Genomic DNA, 15,537 nt, shown 5'->3' on the forward strand with positions numbered 1-15,537 from the left:
CGAGATTTCAGCCCCCCAGTACTGAGAAAAACTCAGCACTACGCGCCTCCATCTCAGCCAGACGCTGCTCCAGCCGATCAACCACGCGCAGCAGCGCCGGGGTCTCCGCCGCAGCTGGCCAGACTGCCCAGAGCGCACCGCCACTGACCTCGCGCCCCGGCCACAGCGGTCGTAACCCGCCCCGCTGCAAGGCGTTGATGCACAGCGGCAGGAAACCGATGGCCACCCCCAGGCCTTGCTCGGTGGCGTTCAACACCGCCGCGTAGCTGTCCAGCTCCAGACCGTCGGACGCTGGCTGCCAACCGTGCACCGCGGCCCACTGCCCCCAGCCGTGCTGCTCCTTGCTCAGGCGCACCGGCAGCAGTTCGTCGGTCGGCGGCCAGGGCACATCCGGGAAAGCCGCCGCCACCAGGGGCGTCAGCTGAAAGCCGCTCAGGCGCCGCGCCCGCAACTCGCCCCAGTGCGCCGGGTCGACGGCAAAGCGCAAGCCGAGGTCTATGCCATGTCCCTCGAGATCAAGAATCTCGCGGCGGGTATCGAGGCTCAGCAGGCGCTCGCCGAGCAGCGCCTGCAGTTCACCCAGGGCAGGCAGGACCACCGACTGCGCGAGGAAGGGAAAGCTGGAAATGCGAAACGGCCGGCGCACCTGGCGCGCCCGGCTGGCGGCTTCCAGCTGGCGAATCGCTGGCGCCACCTCCGCCCAGAACGACCGCCCGGCGTCGGTTAGCGCCAGGCCGCGAGGCAGGCGCTGGAACAGCCTGCAGTCCAGGGCCGCCTCCAGATCGCGCAACTGGTGGCTGACCGCAGTCGGCGTGACGTGCAGGCGCTCGGCAGCGCGCCTGACGTTGAGGGTGTCGCCGAGCACGGCGAAGGTGCGCAGCAAATTCAGCGAGGGTAGTGCCATGGAGCCTCCTGTGCCGCTCACTCTACCCTTGTTTTCGGCCCATTCCGCCACCACCTTGAGAGCAGCCTAGGAGTACGCCATGAATCAACCCCTGCTGATCCCCTGCCCAGCCTGTAATGGCCTCAACCGCGTCCCCAGCCAACGCCTGGGCGACAAACCCACCTGCGGACGCTGCAAGAGCGCGGTGCTGCCCGCGGCGCCGATCGAGCTGAACCAGGCCAACTTCGCCAGCCAGCTGAAGGGCGACATGCCCCTGCTGGTCGATGTCTGGGCGGACTGGTGCGGCCCGTGCAAGGCCTTCGCCCCGACCTTCGCCCAGGCCGCCAGTCAGCTCCAGGGCAAGGCGCGCCTGGGCAAGCTGGACAGCGAGGCCAATCGGCAACTGGCCGGCCAGCTCGGCATCCGCTCGATCCCCAGCCTGATCCTGTTCAAGCACGGCCAGGAGGTCGCCCGGCAGAGCGGCGCCCTGCCCTTGCCCCAACTGCTCGCCTGGCTCAGCGGTCAAGGCATCTGAAGGGCGGCCTGGGCACATGTCCTCACAGGACAGGCGAGGGATTGAACGAAAGGGAAATTGAGCGAGGACAACGGCCAAACAGCGGCGAAATGTCGCAATTGTGCGCGCCCTGACGCCTGACCTTGCGGCAGGTCAATACAGCAGCTAAGCCTGTGGGGATAATTTCTGTTCTCATTGGCCGGAGCGCCCGTTCCCATGTTCAACCATATCCTCGTCGCCCACGACCTGCGCGACACCGCCGATCTGGCCCTGTGCCGGGCCGCCCAATTGGCCCGGCAGCACAATGCCCGGCTGACACTGCTGCATGTCCTCGACCCCAGCCTCGGCGCCCCAGAGCAGGACCAGGCACGCCAGGCGCTGGATCGCAGCCTGACCCGTTACGCCCCCCCTGGCAGCGAGCTGTGCCTGCGCAGCGGCAAGCCCGCCGAGGTGGTGCTGCAGCAACTGCAGGCGCTCGGGTGCGACCTGCTGGTGCTCGGCGCCCACCATCAGCGTCATGACTTCTTCTCCGGCACCAGCCTAGATCGTATCGCCCGCAGCTGCCCCGTGCCCCTGCTGCTGGTCGCGCGCAACGACTTCCAGCCGTACCAGCGCGCCATCGCCGCCCTCGATTTCTCACTGTGCGCCTGCAGCGCCCTGGGCCGGGCCTACCACCTGCTGCCGGCAGGCGCCGAGCTGCATGCCGTGCACGTATTCGAGCCGGACAAGGGTACGGCGCAGCAGGTGGAGGCGCAGCTGCAGATCCAGCGAGCACTGATCGAGCAACTGCTTACCGACGAAGCACAGAACCTTCCCAGCCAGGGTCCGACGCTCAGCCACGAGGTGTTACAGGGCGGCATCCTGCGCTGCCTGCAGGAACAGCTGAAGACCCGCCGCAGCGAGCTGCTGGTGCTCGGTTGCCATGGCCGCAGCGCCCTGTCCCAGGCGCTGCTGGGCAGCCTGGCGCAGCACTTTCTGCACCGTGCGCCCTGCGACATCTTCGTCGTCCGCTAAAACGGCGGCCGAGGGCCGTGGCCAAGCACCTCGAGGCCACAAACGCACAGGGCGCCCGTCGGCGCCCTGTGCGTTCAGCAGGAACCGCTAGGTCTCGGCATTGAGCAGGTCGTGCAACTCGACGAACTGCTGGGTCAGCTTGTGCCGGGCGTCCAGGTGGATCAGCGGCGTGCAGGCCTGGTGCGACTCGCGCATCTTCACCGAACTCATCAGGTTCACCGGCAGCACCGGCAGCCCCTCGGCGATCAGCTCATCGAGCAGCATCTGCGGCAGGGACGCTCGCGGCTGGAACTGATTGACCACGATGCCTTCGACCTCCAGCGCCTCGTTATGGTCCTCGCGCAGCTCCTCGATCTCCTGAAGCAGGCCATACAGGGCATTGCGGGAAAAACTGTCGCAATCGAAGGGAATAAGGCAACGATCGGCAGCGATAAGCGCGGAAACCGCATAGAAATTCAAGGCTGGCGGGGTGTCCAGGTAGATCCGGTCGTAGTCCTCGCCCAGCTCATCCAGCAGTTTGCGCAGCTTGTTGATCTTGTGCTTGGCCTCGAGCTTGGGCTGCAGATCGGCCAGCTCGGCGGTGGCGGTGACCACGTGCAGGTTGTCGAACGGCGTCTCGTAGATATCGACCTTGCCCTTCTTGGCGAAAGGCCCGCTGGCCAGGGTCTGCTTGAAGAACTCGGCGATCCCCGTGGGAATCTCGGCGCCGGTAAGCCCGGTGAGGTAGTGGGTGGAGTTGGCCTGGGCATCCAGGTCCACCAACAGCGTCCGATAGCCCTGCGCCGCACTCACCGCCGCCAGGTTGCAGGCGATGCTGGACTTGCCCACGCCTCCCTTCTGATTGAATACCACGCGCCGCATCGCACATCTCCCTGAGCCCGGAATGGAGCTGGATTCTATGCAATGCGCGTGACAAGCGCGAGGTGAGCGGCCAAGAAGAGCCGCCCGCCGATCCGAAGCGCCCCCGTAACAATTGCGCAGAATGCGCACCATCTAGATAATGCCGCCACTTCGCCATGGACCGTCCACGCCCCTGCGGCAGAACGGGACGGCCGCAGTTGACAAGGATGCCCGAAGGGGCCGGGAAGCTTTCCGAGTGATGCATTTCAGGATCGATCAATGGCGTGCCTGGGCCCCTGGCCTGGATAGCACGGACGACTGGCGCGCGTGGTGCCGGGCTCCGGCACCACTGGAGGACGGCCAGCAGCAGCCGGACGTCGGCTTTCTGCCCGCCCTGCAACGCCGCCGCCTGAGCCGCCTGGCGCGAATGATGCTCCATGTCGCCTGGCCACTGGCCGAGGGCCACGAAGCCCTGCCCCTGGTGTTCGCCTCACGCCACGGCGATGCCCCCCGCACCTTGGCGCTGCTCAGCGAACTGGCGCGCGGCGAGCCCTTGTCGCCGACCCAGTTCAGCCTTTCGGTGCACAATGCGATCATCGGTTTGTGGTCGATCCAGCGCGGCGACACCAGCGAAATGACTGCCCTGGCGGCCGAAGGTGACGGCCTCGAGCAGGCCCTGCTGGAGGCCGTCAGCCTCCTCGGCGAGGGCGCTCCGGCCGTGCTGCTGGTGGTCGCGGAAGAGATGCCGCCAGCCCTCTATTCCCCCTATGTCGACGACGTGCCCTTTCCCTACGCCGTCGCGCTGCGCCTGACGCCCGGGGTCGACTGGCGACTGCAACTGCAATCCGGCAGCGGTCCGCGCGCCGACTGGCCCCACGCCCTCAACCTGCTGCGCGCCCTCTGCGACGAGCGGCACTGTCTCGAGCATTACTGGAAGAATCGCCAATGGACCTGGTCACGCACCACGGCCTGAGCCGCCACAGCGCCCCTTACGGGTGGCGCCTGATCGCCACCGCCCTGAGTTTCGCCCTGTTCGGTATCGGCGGGGTACTGCTGCGGGCGCTGGTATTCCCCCTGCTCGCGCTGCTGCCCGGCGACTCCACGATTCACCGCACCCGCGCCCGCGTCACGATAAGCCGGGCCTTTCGGCTGTTCGTTCAGTTCATGTTCCGCACGGGCGTGCTCACCTACGAGGTCGAGGGTGTCGAACGCCTGGGCCGTCCCGGACAGATGGTGATCGCCAACCACCCTTCGCTGATCGACGTCGTGGTGCTGATCGCCTTCATTCGTGACGCCAACTGCGTGGTCAAGCAGAGCCTGTGGGACAACCCCTGCATGCGCGGCCCGATTCGCGCCGCCGGCTACATCAGCAACAGCGGAAGCCTGGACATGCTCGATGAGGCCGCGGCCTCGCTGCAAGGCGGCCAGACCCTGATCGTGTTCCCCGAGGGCACTCGCACCACGCCGGGGCAGGCACCGCAATTTCACCGTGGCGCCGCCGCGATTGCCGTACGCGGCGCGCGCATCGTCACCCCCGTGGTGATCAGCGTGACGCCCACCACCCTGACCAAGGCCGAGCCCTGGTACAGCATTCCGTCGCGACGTTTTCACTTTCGCCTGCGCGTCGGCCAGGATATCGACCCGCAGGCTTTCCTGGCGCAAGGGCCGGCCCCTATCGCCTCGCGCAAACTTAACGAGCATCTGCACCAGCACTTCATAAAGGAACTCGCCCAAGATGAGTGATCTACACACCGAGATTAAGCAGCTGATCATCGAGGCCCTGGGCCTGGAAGACATGGTCGCCGAGGACATTGCCGCCGACCTGACCCTGTTCGGCGAAGGCCTGGGCCTGGATTCGGTCGACGCCCTGGAACTCGGCCTGGCGATCCAGAAGCGTTTCGGCATCAAGATCGACGCCGAAGCCAAGGACACCCGCACGCATTTCGCCAACGTGGCCAGCCTCGCGGCCTTCGTTTCCGCCCAGCAGACTGCCTGAGGACACCCCCATGCAAAACCGTGACGAGATCTTCGCCACCCTGCGCGATGCCATGGTGGAACTGTTCGAGCTGGATGCCGAGCGCATCACCCTCGAGGCCAACCTGTATCAGGACCTGGAAATCGACAGCATCGACGCCGTCGACCTGATCGACCACATCAAGCGCCAGACCGGCAAGAAAATCGCCGCCGAGGAGTTCAAGTCTGTGCGCAGCGTCGGCGACGTGGTCGAAGCCGTACACCGACTGGTCAACGCGGACGGCCTATGAATCGGCTGCTCGGCCTGGTGCTGGTAGTCGCCGGCCTGGCCTACCCCTTTGCCGTGTATTTCGGCATCGAGCACCTGTCGCCGCGGGTCTTTGCCGCCCTGCTCGGCGGCCTGTGGCTGGCGCGCCTGCTGCTGGCAGAACGGCGCCCGGGTGGCCGCTGGATGCCGCTGGGCGCCCTGGCCTTCTGCCTGCTGCTAGGCGTTGCCGGCGAGCCGGCACTGCTGCGCTGGTACCCGGTGCTGCTCAGCGCCCTGCTGCTCGCCCTGTTTGCCCTCAGCCTGAAGTTCGGCCCGCCGTTGGTCGAGCGTCTGGCGCGCCTGCGCGAACCGCAACTGCCTGAGCGGGCGGTGCGCTACACACGCCAGGTGACCCAGGTCTGGGCGCTGTTCTTTCTCGGCAACGGCCTGATCGCCGCCGCCCTGACCCTGTGGGCGCCGCTGTCCTGGTGGACCCTGTACAACGGCCTGATCGCTTATGGGCTGATGGGCCTGCTGTTCGCCGGCGAATGGCTGGTACGCCGCCGCGTGCGGAGGCCGGCATGAGCTGGATCGCCCTCGCCGATATCCTGCGGACCCCGCATGCCGCGCGCGCCGTCACGCCGGACCTCGACCATTCCGAGCTGTGCCGCCGTGCCCTGCGCCTGGCGGCCGGTCTGCGCGCCCGCAACCTCGAGCGAGTCGCCCTCTACCTGGAGGACGCCGGCGACCTGGCCATCGCCCTGCTCGGCGCCTGGCAGGCCGGCGCCCGCGTGCTGCTGCCCGCCGACGGCCAGGCGCAGACGCGCCAGCGCCTGGCCGACCAGGTCGACCTGTGGCTGGACAGCCTGGACGACGAAGACGACACCGCGCCTCTCGCGGCCACCGCCCTGGACCTCGACAGCTGCCAGCTGATCCTGTGCACCTCCGGCTCGAGCGGCGAAGCCAAAGCGATCAACAAGACCCTGCGCCAGCTGAGCAACGAGGTCGAGGCCCTGGAGCAACTCTGGGGGCCATCCCTGGGCGCGGCGACCCTGGTCGGCAGCGTCGCCACCCAGCATATCTATGGCCTGCTGTTCCGTGTGCTCTGGCCGCTGTGCGCCGGCCGCCCCTTCCTGCGCCGCGCCCTCCCCTTCCCCGAGGACCTGCAGCGCGCCAGCCTGGATCAGCCGAGCTTTGCCTGGGTCGCCAGCCCGGCGCTGCTCAAGCGCATGGGCGACAACCTCGACTGGCCGGCCCTGCGTACGGTGCGCCGGGTCTTCTCCTCCGGCGGCGCGCTGCCGGCGCAGGCCGCAGCCGCGCTGCACCAGCGTCTCGGACAATGGCCGACGGAAATCTACGGCAGTTCGGAAACCGGCGGCATCGCCTGGCGCCAAGGCGATGAGACGTGGCAGGCGTTCGCCGGCGTCGAGCTCAGTCTGAACGCGGAAGGCGCCCTGCGCCTGACCTCGCCCTACCTGCCCGTCGGCCACTGCGAACAGACCGCCGACGCCGTCGAACTCCAGGCCGACGGCCGCTTCCTGCTGCGCGGGCGCCTGGACCGCATCGTCAAGCTGGAGGAGAAACGCATCGCCCTGCCCATGCTCGAGCAGGCCCTGATCAACCACGCGTGGGTCGCCGATGCCCGCCTGGGCGTGCTCCAGGAAGGACGCGCCTTTCTCGGCGCGCTGCTGGCCCTGAGCCCGGCTGGGGTGCATGCCTTGCGTAACCAGGGCCGCCGCCAATTGACTGAAAACCTGCGCCGGCACCTGGCCGGCTACTGCGAGGCCATCGCCCTGCCGCGGCGCTGGCGCCTGTTGCGCGAACTGCCCTACAACAGCCAGGGCAAACTGCCCCAGGCCAGCGTCGACTCGCTGCTCCAGGCACCGCGGCCGACCGGAATCACCCCCTTGACCGCCAGCGAACAGGACGGCGAGTGGCAACTGCAGCTGGAGGTGCCGCTGGACCTGGCGCACTTCACCGGCCACTTTCCCCAGACACCGGTGCTGCCCGGCGTGGTGCAGATCGACTGGGCCCAGCAGCTCGCCCGCCAGCTGATTCACGACCTGCCGCCGCGTTTCGCCGGCATGGAAGTGCTGAAGTTCCAGCAACTGGTGCGTCCCGGCGACCGCCTGCAACTGTCCCTGCGCTTCGACGCCAGCCGCGGCAAGCTGTATTTCGCCTACCGCAACGGCCAGGCGGCCTGCTCCTCCGGCCGCATTCTCCTGCAGGCCGCCCATGCATAAGCCCTGCGCGGTGATCCCGGTGTACAACCACGAGCACGCCTTGCCCCAGGTGGTCGCGGCGCTGCGCGTCCGTGGCTTGCCCTGCGTGCTGGTGGACGATGCCTCAAGCCCGGCCTGCGCCGCGGTGATGGACGCGCTGGCACTGGCAGAGGACTGCTTCCTGGTGCGCCTGGCGGTCAACCAGGGCAAAGGCGGCGCGGTGATGGCCGGCCTGCGCGAAGCCATGCGCTTGGGTTTTTCCCATGCCCTGCAGGTGGATGCCGACGGCCAGCACGACCTCGGCGACGTCGCCCAGTTTCTCGAGCGTTCCCGCGCGCAGCCGCAGGCCCTGATCTGCGGCTACCCGCAATTCGACGCCAGTGTGCCCAAGGGACGCCTCTATGCCCGCTACCTGACCCATGTCTGGGTGTGGATCAACAGCCTGTCGCTGCAGATCCGCGATGCCATGTGCGGCTTTCGCGTGTACCCGCTGACGGCCACCGTGGCACTGCTCGACTCGGCCCGACTGGGCAGGCGCATGGACTTCGACCCGGAAATCCTCGTCCGCCTGGCCTGGCGCAACCAGCCGATGGATTGGCTGCCGACCCGCGTGCACTACCCGCTGGACGGTCTCTCGCACTTCCGCCTGCTGCACGACAACGCCCTGATCTCGAAGATGCACGCCAAGCTGTTCTTCGGCATGCTGCTGCGCGCGCCGCTGATCCTCTGGCGACGGTGGCCCAGATGAACGAGCGGATCAGGCCCGAGCACTGGGCCCGGCAGCGCGAGCGCGGCAGTTTCCTGCTGATGAAGTTCACCGCCCTGGCCGCTCGTCGCCTCGGTCGCCGCGCCCTGAGCCCGCTGCTGCACGCCATAGTGCTGTACTTCTTCCTGTTCGGCGGCAAGGCGCGCCGCAGCATCTGGGACTACCAACGACACCTGGCCGCCTGGAGCGGCCGCGCCGAGCTGCGTCCGAGCCTGGGCTCGGTATTCCGCCAGTTCATGGCCTTCGCCGACGCCCTGCTCGACAAGCTGGACATCTGGCGCGGGGCCCTGGGCCTGCAGCAGGTCACCTTGCTCGACCCCCACGGACTGCGCGAGCAATTGCGCGGCGCCCGCGGCCAGCTGCTGGTCGGCGCGCACCTGGGCAACCTCGAGGTGTGCCGGGCGCTGGCCGAACTCGGCGAAAAGGTGCGGATGAACGTACTGGTGCACACCAAGCACGCCGAACAGTTCAACCGCCTGCTCGGCGAAGCCGGCGCCAGCCACCTGCGTCTGATTCAGGTCAGCGAGCTGGACCCGGCGATCATGCTGCAACTGTCCGAGCGCCTGGAGCGCGGCGAATGGCTGGCGATCGCCGGCGACCGGGTGCCGCTGCACGGCGGGCGCAACGTCACGGTGGACTTCCTCGGCCGCCCGGCCGCCTTCCCTCAGGGCCCCTGGCTGTTGGCCGGGCTGCTGCGCTGCCCGGCCAACCTGCTGAGCTGCGTGAAGATCGACGGCCGCTACCAGGTGCTGCTGGAGCCTTTCGCCGAGCAGGTGCAGTGGAAGCGGGGCGAGCGCGACGCGGTGATCCGCAGTTGGGTAGAGCGCTACGCCGAACGCCTCGGCCGGCGCTGCCTGGACGCCCCCCACCAATGGTTCAACTTCTATCCCTTCTGGAAATCACATGACGACACATCAGCCTGAGCCGGTGATTTTCGGCGAAGCCCACCTGAGCATCGAACAGCTGGTCAGCCTGGCCCAGCGCCGCGCCCAGCCACTGCTGCAGGACGACCCCGCCTATCGCGAGAAGATCGCCAAGGGCGCGCGCTTCGTCGACAGACTGCTCGACAAGGAAGGCGTGATCTACGGCATCACCACCGGCTATGGCGATTCCTGCGTGGTGCCGGTGCCGTTGCACCAGGTCGAGGCGCTGCCACGCCACCTCTACACCTTCCACGGCTGCGGCCTGGGCCAGCTGCTGAGCGAGGAAGCCACACGCGCGGTGCTGGCCGCACGCTTGCAGTCGCTGTGCCATGGCGTCTCCGGGGTACGGGTCGAACTGCTCGAGCGGCTGCAGGCCTTCCTCGACTTCGATGTGCTGCCGCTGATCCCCGAGGAGGGCTCGGTCGGCGCCAGCGGCGACCTGACGCCGCTGTCCTACGTGGCCGCCACCCTCTGCGGCGAGCGCGAGGTCATGTTCCGCGGCGCCCGGCGCAGCGCCGCCGAGGTGCACGCCGAGCTGGGCTGGACGCCGCTGGTCCTGCGCCCCAAGGAAGCCCTGGCGCTGATGAACGGCACCGCGGTGATGACCGCCCTGGCCTGCCTGGCCTACGCCCGCGCCGACTACCTGCTCAAGCTGGCCACGCGCATCACGGCGCTCAACGTGGTGGCGCTGCAGGGCAACCCCGAACACTTCGACGAGCGCCTGTTCGCCGCCAAGCCCCACCCGGGGCAGATGCAGGTGGCCGCCTGGCTGCGCCAGGACCTGGCCATCGAGGCGCCGACCGCACCGCTGCACCGCCTGCAGGACCGCTACTCGCTGCGCTGCGCGCCCCATGTGCTGGGCGTCCTGGCCGACAGCCTGGGGTTGCTGCGGCAGTTCATCGAGACCGAACTGAACAGCGCCAACGACAACCCGCTGATCGACGCCGAAGCCGAGCGCGTGCTGCACGGCGGCCACTTCTACGGCGGCCATATCGCCTTCGCCATGGACAGCCTGAAGAACCTGGTGGGCAACCTCGCCGACCTGCTCGACCGCCAGCTGGCCCTGCTGGTCGACGTGCGCTACAACCACGGCCTGCCCAGCAACCTGTCCGGCGCGCCGAGCCACAGCGCGATGATCAACCACGGTTTCAAGGCGGTGCAGATCGGCGCCAGCGCCTGGACCGCCGAGGCGCTGAAGAACGGCATGCCGGCGAGCCTGTTCTCGCGCTCCACCGAATGCCACAACCAGGACAAGGTGAGCATGGGCACCATCGCCGCCCGCGACGCCCTGCGCAGCCTGGAACTGACCGAACAGGTCGCCGCGGCGACCCTGCTGGCGGCCAACCAGGGCGTCTGGCTGCGCCTGCGCAGCGCCGACCATGCCCTGCCGGCGCCACTGGCGAGCATGTGCGAACAGCTGGCGACCGACTTCCCCCCGGTCATCGAGGACCGCGCCCTGGAGGGCGAGCTGCGCCTGTGCCTGGCGCGCATCCGCGCGCAGCACTGGAGGCTCTATGCGTAGCCGCGGCGTATTGCAGGCCGAGGTCGAGCTGGTCGTGCCCTTCTTCGACGTCGACTCGATGGAAGTGGTCTGGCACGGCCACTACGTCAAGTATTTCGAGGAGGCGCGCTGCGCCCTGCTGGACCGCCTCGGTCACAACTACCGGCAGATGCGCGAGGCCGGTTATGCCTGGCCGGTCATCGACCTGCAGCTGCGCTATATCCGCGGCGCCCAGTTCGGCCAGCGCATCAGGGTGCGTGCCGACCTGGTCGAGTGGGAGAACCGTCTGAAGATCCACTACCTGATCAGCGACGCGGCCAGCGGCGAACGCATGACCCGCGGCAGCAGCGTGCAGGTGGCGGTGGAGATCGCCAGCCGCGAGATGCTGCTGGCCTCGCCGCGCGTCTTCGTCGCCGCCGTGGAGCAGGCACTGGCATGACCCGCCTTCTGCTCCTGGCCACCTGGCTGCTCTGCGCGCCCCTGGCCCAGGCCTTCGACCTGGCCCAGCTCAGCGCCCAGCTGGCCGCGCCGGCGGTGGTGCGTGGCCCCTTCATCCAGGAGAAGCACCTGCGCGCCCTGGACCGGCCGCTGACCAGCCAGGGCGTGTTCGTGCTGTCCGCCAGCCAGGGGCTGCTCTGGCAATTGCGCAGCCCGTTGCAGCTGGATTACCGCATCGACGAGCAGGGCATCGCCCGCCGCACGCCCGCCGGCTGGCAGCTGCAACCCGGCCAGGACACCGCGGCCCAGCAGAGCCGCCTGTTCCTCGCCGTGCTGCGTGGCGACCGCTCCGGGCTGGAGCGCGACTTCGAACTGCGCCTGGTGGGCAGCGCCGAGGCCTGGGAGCTGCACCTGCGCCCTCGCTCGCTGCTGCTGCAGCAGGTCTTCAGCGCCATCCACATCCAGGGCGGTGCGCTGGTGCAACGCATCGAACTGCTGGAGACCCAGGGCGACCGTACCCTGCTGCGCCTGCCGCAGAGCCAGGCGGACAACGCCCTCAATGAGCAGGAGCGCGACGCCTTTGCCCGCTGAGCCTCGCCCTTTCGAGCGCCTCCTGCCGCGCCTGTTTCTTGCCCTGCTGCTGGCCCTGCTGGGGCTGACCGCCTGGCAGTGGCGCGACGGCGCTCCGCTGTCGGCCGGGCTGCTCGACCTGCTGCCGCAGGGTGCCGGCGATGCGCGGCTGCGACAGGCCGAGCAGCGCATGCAGGAACCGCTGAACCGCGAGCTGCTGCTGCTGATCGGCCACCCGCAGCGCCAGCGGGCCATCGCCCTGGCGCAACAGCTGGGCCGCGACTGGCAGGCCAGCGGGCGCTTCGCCAAGGTGCAGTGGCGCCTGGATGCCGACCTCGAGGATGTACGCCGGCAGCTGCGTGCCAGCCGCCTGGCGCTGTTGCCGCCCGCCGATCGCCAGCAGTTGATCGAGCGGCCGGACGCCTTCATCCAGCAACGCGCCGCCGAGCTGATCGACACCTTCGCCGGCCTCGGCCTGTTGCCCATCGCCCAGGACTGGCTCGGCCTGGGCCTGCGCGCCCAGCATGCGGTAACCGCGCAGGGGGGCGTGCAGGCCGACCTCGGCAGCGGCGCGCTGCTGCTGGAGGCAGAAGGCATGACCTGGGCGCTGGTGCGCGCCCGCAGCCACGCCGACGCCTTCGACCTGCAGGCGCCACCGGCGATCGCCGCCGAAGTGCAGCGGCTGCGCGCCGAGCTGAACGCTCAGGGCGGCCAACTGCTGGCCAGCGGCGGCATGCTCTACGCCGCCGCCGGGCAAGCCAGGGCCACTCACGAAATCGGCCTGATCGGCGGGGTGGCCATCGTCGCCACCCTGCTGCTCCTGCTGCTGGCCTATCGTCGGCCGCGGGTTCTGCTCAGCCTGCTGCCGGTCGGCGTGGCCCTGCTCGCCGGCAGCAGCGCCTGCGTGCTGGTGTTCGGCCAGATCAACGCGCTGACCCTGGTGCTCGGCGCCAGCCTGATCGGCGTGGCGGTGGATTTTCCCCAGCACTACCTGAGCAAAAGCTGGGGCACCGGGCCCTGGCACAGCTGGAGCGCCCTGCAGGCCACCCTGCCCGGCCTAAGCCTGAGCCTGGCAACCAACCTGATCGGCTATCTGGCCCTGGCCTTCACGCCGTTTCCCGCCCTGACCCAGATCGCCCTGTTTTCCGCCGCAGGCCTGATCGGCGCCTACCTGTGCGCGGTGTGCCTGCTCCCCGCCTGGCTCAATGGCGTGCACCTGCGCCCCGCGCCGGCCCTGCTCGGCAGCGCCGAACGCCTGCTGGGCTGGCGCACGCGCCTGCTCGACAGGACCGGCAGCCGCGCGCCGTTGGCCGTGCTCCTGCTGTTCTGTGGCGGCGGCCTGTGGCAGCTGCAGACACAGAACGATCTGCGCCAATGGCTCGGCGCCGAACCGCGCCTGCAGGCCGAAGCGCAGCGCATCGCCGAGCTCACCGGCCAGCAGCCGACCAGCCAGTTTTTCCTGGTACGCGCCGACGATGAGGCGCAGCTGTTGCAGCGCCAGGCCCGCCTGGGCAAACGCCTCGAACGGCTGCGCGGCGCCGGCCAGCTGCGCGACTACCGCGCCCTCAGCCAACTGGTCGCGCCAGCCGCCGAGACCAAGGCCCTGCGCAACGCCTTGCAGGCCCTCCCGCAATACTGGCAGCCGCTGCTGCAGTTGGGCGTGCCGCAAGCGGCCCTGCAGGCGGAGCTCAAGCAGTTGCTCGATGCTCGCCAGCCGACGCTGGAGCAGGCCCTGGCCGGGCCGCTGGGCGAGCCCTGGCGGCCACTCTGGCTGGGGCGCGACGCCGAGGGTGGCGTGGCCGGATTGGTCAGCCTGCAGGGTCAAGCCGATGCCGCGCGCTTGCGCGACGCCGCCGCCGGCCTGGACGGGGTCCTGCTGGTCGACCGCCTCGGCGAGCTGGACCGGCTGTTCGCGGCCACTCAGCTCAGCGCCGCCGAACTCAAGCTGCTGTCCTGCCTGGCAATCGTCCTGCTGCTGTGCCTGCCCTTCGGCCTGGCCGGCGCGCTGCGGGTGGTCTGCCTGCCGCTGCTGGCGGCCATGACGGCCCTGGCCTGCCTCGGCTGGCTGGGTCAGCCGCTGACCCTGTTCAGCCTGTTCGGCCTGCTGCTGATCACCGCCATCGGCGTCGACTACAGCATCCTCATGCGCGAGGCCATCGGTGGCCCGGCGGTGTGCCTGCTCGGCACCCTGCTGTCGGCGCTGACCAGTTGGCTGTCGTTCGGCCTGCTGCTGCTCAGCCAGACCCCGGTGATCGCCAACTTCGGCTTGGCCGTCAGCCTTGGCCTGTTTTTCTGCTTCCTCCTGTCGCCTTGGGCGAGCCCGCCGCCGCGCATCGACAACGCACGCATCAGCCATACCAATAACGAGGCACGAAGCCCCCATGAAGTCACTTGAAGTCGAACAACGCCAGGTTGTGGTAATCGGCGCCGGCCCGGCCGGTGCCATCGCCAGCGCGCTGCTCAAGCGCCACGGACATGACGTGCTGGTACTGGAGCGCCAGCGTTTTCCGCGCTTCTCCATCGGCGAGAGCCTGCTATCCCATTGCCTGGACTTCGTCGAGGAGGCCGGGATGCTCGAGGCGGTGCGCGCCGCCGGCTTCCAGACCAAGCACGGCGCGGCCTTCGCCTGGGGCGAGCGCTACACCGACTTCGACTTCCGCGACACCTTCACCCCGGGCCAGGGTTCCACCTATCAGGTGCAACGCGCCCAGTTCGACCAGCTGCTGGCCGACGAGGCGGCGCGCCAGGGGGTGGAGATTCGTTACGAAGAGGAGATCATCTCGGCCGACTTCGACGGCGACTGCCCGCGCCTCGGGGTGCGCCGCCAGGATGGTAGCCAGTACCGAGTGGAAACCGCCTTCGTCCTCGACGCCAGCGGCTATGGACGGGTGCTGCCGCGCCTGCTCGACCTCGACCTGCCGTCGAGCTTCCCGGTGCGCCAGGCACTGTTCACCCACCTCGAGGACCGCATCGACACGTCCAGCTGCGCCGGCCGGGGCTTCGACCGCGAAAAAATTCTCATCACCACCCACCCGCACCTGCGCGACGTCTGGTTCTGGACCATCCCGTTCAGCAACGGTCGCTGCTCCCTCGGCGTCGTCGCCGCTGCCGAGCGCTACCAGGGTCGCGACGCCGACCTCGAAGCCTGCCTGCGCCAGTTCGTCGCCGAAACGCCCTCGCTGGCACGAGTGCTGGGCAATGCCGTGTGGGACACGCCGGTGCGCGCCCTGGGTGGCTACGCGGCCAACGTCAAGCGCCTGCACGGGCCCGGTTTCGCCCTGCTGGGCAACGCTGCGGAGTTCCTCGACCCGGTGTTTTCCTCCGGGGTGACCATCGCCATGCGCTCGGCGAGCATGGCCGCCGGCCTGCTGCATCGCCAGCTCAGTGGCGAGTCGGTGGACTGGGAACAGGACTTCGCCGTGCCGCTCAAGCGCGGCGTGGACTGCTTCCGCGCCTACGTCGAGGGCTGGTACGACGGCTCCTTCCAGGACGTCATCTACTTCCAGAAGGCCTCCCCGGAGATCCGCCGGATGATCAGTTCGATCCTCGCCGGCTATGCCTGGGACGTGCGCAACCCCTATGTCGCCGAGCCCAAGCGCCGCTTGCGGGTGCTCGCCGAACTCTGTGCCACCAGCGAATAAGGGA

The 15,537-nt window shown here is 68.9% G+C and carries 17 protein-coding genes; 15 read left to right on the plus strand and 2 right to left on the minus strand.

Features of this window, described 5'->3' with window-relative positions:
• Positions 1 to 7: 7 nt before the first annotated feature.
• Positions 8 to 904 carry a LysR family transcriptional regulator gene (locus KDW96_RS09565; protein ID WP_255840175.1) on the minus strand — a complete coding sequence of 299 codons (897 nt, stop codon included), beginning with the start codon at positions 902 to 904 and terminating at the stop codon, positions 8 to 10.
• A gap of 79 nt (positions 905 to 983) precedes the next feature.
• On the opposite strand from KDW96_RS09565, the gene trxC reads away from it, so the two are divergent.
• Together trxC and KDW96_RS09575 are read left to right on the plus strand one after the other, a co-directional pair.
• Positions 984 to 1,418, plus strand: coding sequence for a thioredoxin TrxC (trxC, locus tag KDW96_RS09570; RefSeq protein WP_255840176.1), 435 nt, complete (start codon positions 984 to 986; stop codon positions 1,416 to 1,418).
• 195 nt (positions 1,419 to 1,613) lie between these two features.
• Positions 1,614 to 2,411 carry a universal stress protein gene (locus KDW96_RS09575; protein ID WP_255840177.1) on the plus strand — a complete coding sequence of 266 codons (798 nt, stop codon included), beginning with the start codon at positions 1,614 to 1,616 and terminating at the stop codon, positions 2,409 to 2,411.
• An 87-nt stretch (positions 2,412 to 2,498) separates the two neighbouring features.
• Here KDW96_RS09575 and KDW96_RS09580 read toward each other — a convergent pair whose 3' ends face one another.
• On the minus strand, positions 2,499 to 3,272 hold the full coding sequence (locus tag KDW96_RS09580; RefSeq protein WP_255840178.1) for a ParA family protein: 774 nt from the start codon (positions 3,270 to 3,272) through the stop codon (positions 2,499 to 2,501).
• A gap of 238 nt (positions 3,273 to 3,510) precedes the next feature.
• Here KDW96_RS09580 and KDW96_RS09585 point away from each other — a divergent pair, with 238 nt between their 5' ends.
• The 13 genes from KDW96_RS09585 to KDW96_RS09645 are packed head-to-tail and all read left to right on the plus strand — an operon-like array spanning position 3,511 to position 15,533.
• Positions 3,511 to 4,224 carry a beta-ketoacyl synthase chain length factor gene (locus tag KDW96_RS09585; RefSeq protein WP_255840179.1) on the plus strand — a complete coding sequence of 238 codons (714 nt, stop codon included), beginning with the start codon at positions 3,511 to 3,513 and terminating at the stop codon, positions 4,222 to 4,224.
• Positions 4,197 to 4,994, plus strand: coding sequence for a lysophospholipid acyltransferase family protein (locus tag KDW96_RS09590; protein WP_255840180.1), 798 nt, complete (start codon positions 4,197 to 4,199; stop codon positions 4,992 to 4,994). Before KDW96_RS09585 ends, KDW96_RS09590 begins: the two co-directional genes overlap by 28 nt.
• Complete coding sequence (locus KDW96_RS09595; protein WP_255840181.1) at positions 4,987 to 5,247, plus strand: phosphopantetheine-binding protein; 261 nt, start codon at positions 4,987 to 4,989, stop codon at positions 5,245 to 5,247. The genes KDW96_RS09590 and KDW96_RS09595 overlap by 8 nt, the downstream gene beginning before the upstream one ends.
• A gap of 10 nt (positions 5,248 to 5,257) precedes the next feature.
• Positions 5,258 to 5,515 (plus strand): acyl carrier protein, encoded by a 258-nt coding sequence (locus tag KDW96_RS09600; protein WP_255840182.1) that lies wholly within the window; start codon positions 5,258 to 5,260, stop codon positions 5,513 to 5,515.
• Positions 5,512 to 6,057, plus strand: a complete 546-nt coding sequence (locus tag KDW96_RS09605; RefSeq protein ID WP_255840183.1) for a COG4648 family protein — start codon at positions 5,512 to 5,514, stop codon at positions 6,055 to 6,057. Before KDW96_RS09600 ends, KDW96_RS09605 begins: the two co-directional genes overlap by 4 nt.
• Complete coding sequence (locus KDW96_RS09610) at positions 6,054 to 7,715, plus strand: acyl-CoA synthetase family protein (RefSeq protein ID WP_255840184.1); 1,662 nt, start codon at positions 6,054 to 6,056, stop codon at positions 7,713 to 7,715. The genes KDW96_RS09605 and KDW96_RS09610 overlap by 4 nt, the downstream gene beginning before the upstream one ends.
• On the plus strand, positions 7,708 to 8,442 hold the full coding sequence (locus tag KDW96_RS09615) for a glycosyltransferase family 2 protein (RefSeq protein ID WP_255840185.1): 735 nt from the start codon (positions 7,708 to 7,710) through the stop codon (positions 8,440 to 8,442). Before KDW96_RS09610 ends, KDW96_RS09615 begins: the two co-directional genes overlap by 8 nt.
• Positions 8,439 to 9,383 (plus strand): lysophospholipid acyltransferase family protein, encoded by a 945-nt coding sequence (locus tag KDW96_RS09620; RefSeq protein WP_255840186.1) that lies wholly within the window; start codon positions 8,439 to 8,441, stop codon positions 9,381 to 9,383. Before KDW96_RS09615 ends, KDW96_RS09620 begins: the two co-directional genes overlap by 4 nt.
• Positions 9,364 to 10,905: an HAL/PAL/TAL family ammonia-lyase gene (locus KDW96_RS09625; protein ID WP_255840187.1), complete on the plus strand. Its 1,542-nt coding sequence runs from the start codon at positions 9,364 to 9,366 to the stop codon at positions 10,903 to 10,905. Before KDW96_RS09620 ends, KDW96_RS09625 begins: the two co-directional genes overlap by 20 nt.
• On the plus strand, positions 10,898 to 11,323 hold the full coding sequence (locus tag KDW96_RS09630; protein WP_255840188.1) for an acyl-CoA thioesterase: 426 nt from the start codon (positions 10,898 to 10,900) through the stop codon (positions 11,321 to 11,323). Before KDW96_RS09625 ends, KDW96_RS09630 begins: the two co-directional genes overlap by 8 nt.
• Entirely contained in the window at positions 11,320 to 11,913 is a 594-nt protein-coding gene (locus tag KDW96_RS09635) for an outer membrane lipoprotein carrier protein LolA (RefSeq protein ID WP_255840189.1), read from the plus strand. Before KDW96_RS09630 ends, KDW96_RS09635 begins: the two co-directional genes overlap by 4 nt.
• The gene (locus KDW96_RS09640) at positions 11,882 to 14,287 is read left to right on the plus strand and encodes an MMPL family transporter (protein ID WP_370295409.1); all 2,406 of its coding nucleotides are present in this window, start codon (positions 11,882 to 11,884) and stop codon (positions 14,285 to 14,287) included. The genes KDW96_RS09635 and KDW96_RS09640 overlap by 32 nt, the downstream gene beginning before the upstream one ends.
• Positions 14,274 to 15,533: an NAD(P)/FAD-dependent oxidoreductase gene (locus KDW96_RS09645; RefSeq protein ID WP_255840191.1), complete on the plus strand. Its 1,260-nt coding sequence runs from the start codon at positions 14,274 to 14,276 to the stop codon at positions 15,531 to 15,533. Before KDW96_RS09640 ends, KDW96_RS09645 begins: the two co-directional genes overlap by 14 nt.
• Positions 15,534 to 15,537 lie beyond the last annotated feature (4 nt).

The sequence above is a fragment of the Pseudomonas benzenivorans genome (genome assembly GCF_024397895.1).
Classification (GTDB): Bacteria; Pseudomonadota; Gammaproteobacteria; order Pseudomonadales; family Pseudomonadaceae; genus Aquipseudomonas; species Aquipseudomonas benzenivorans_A.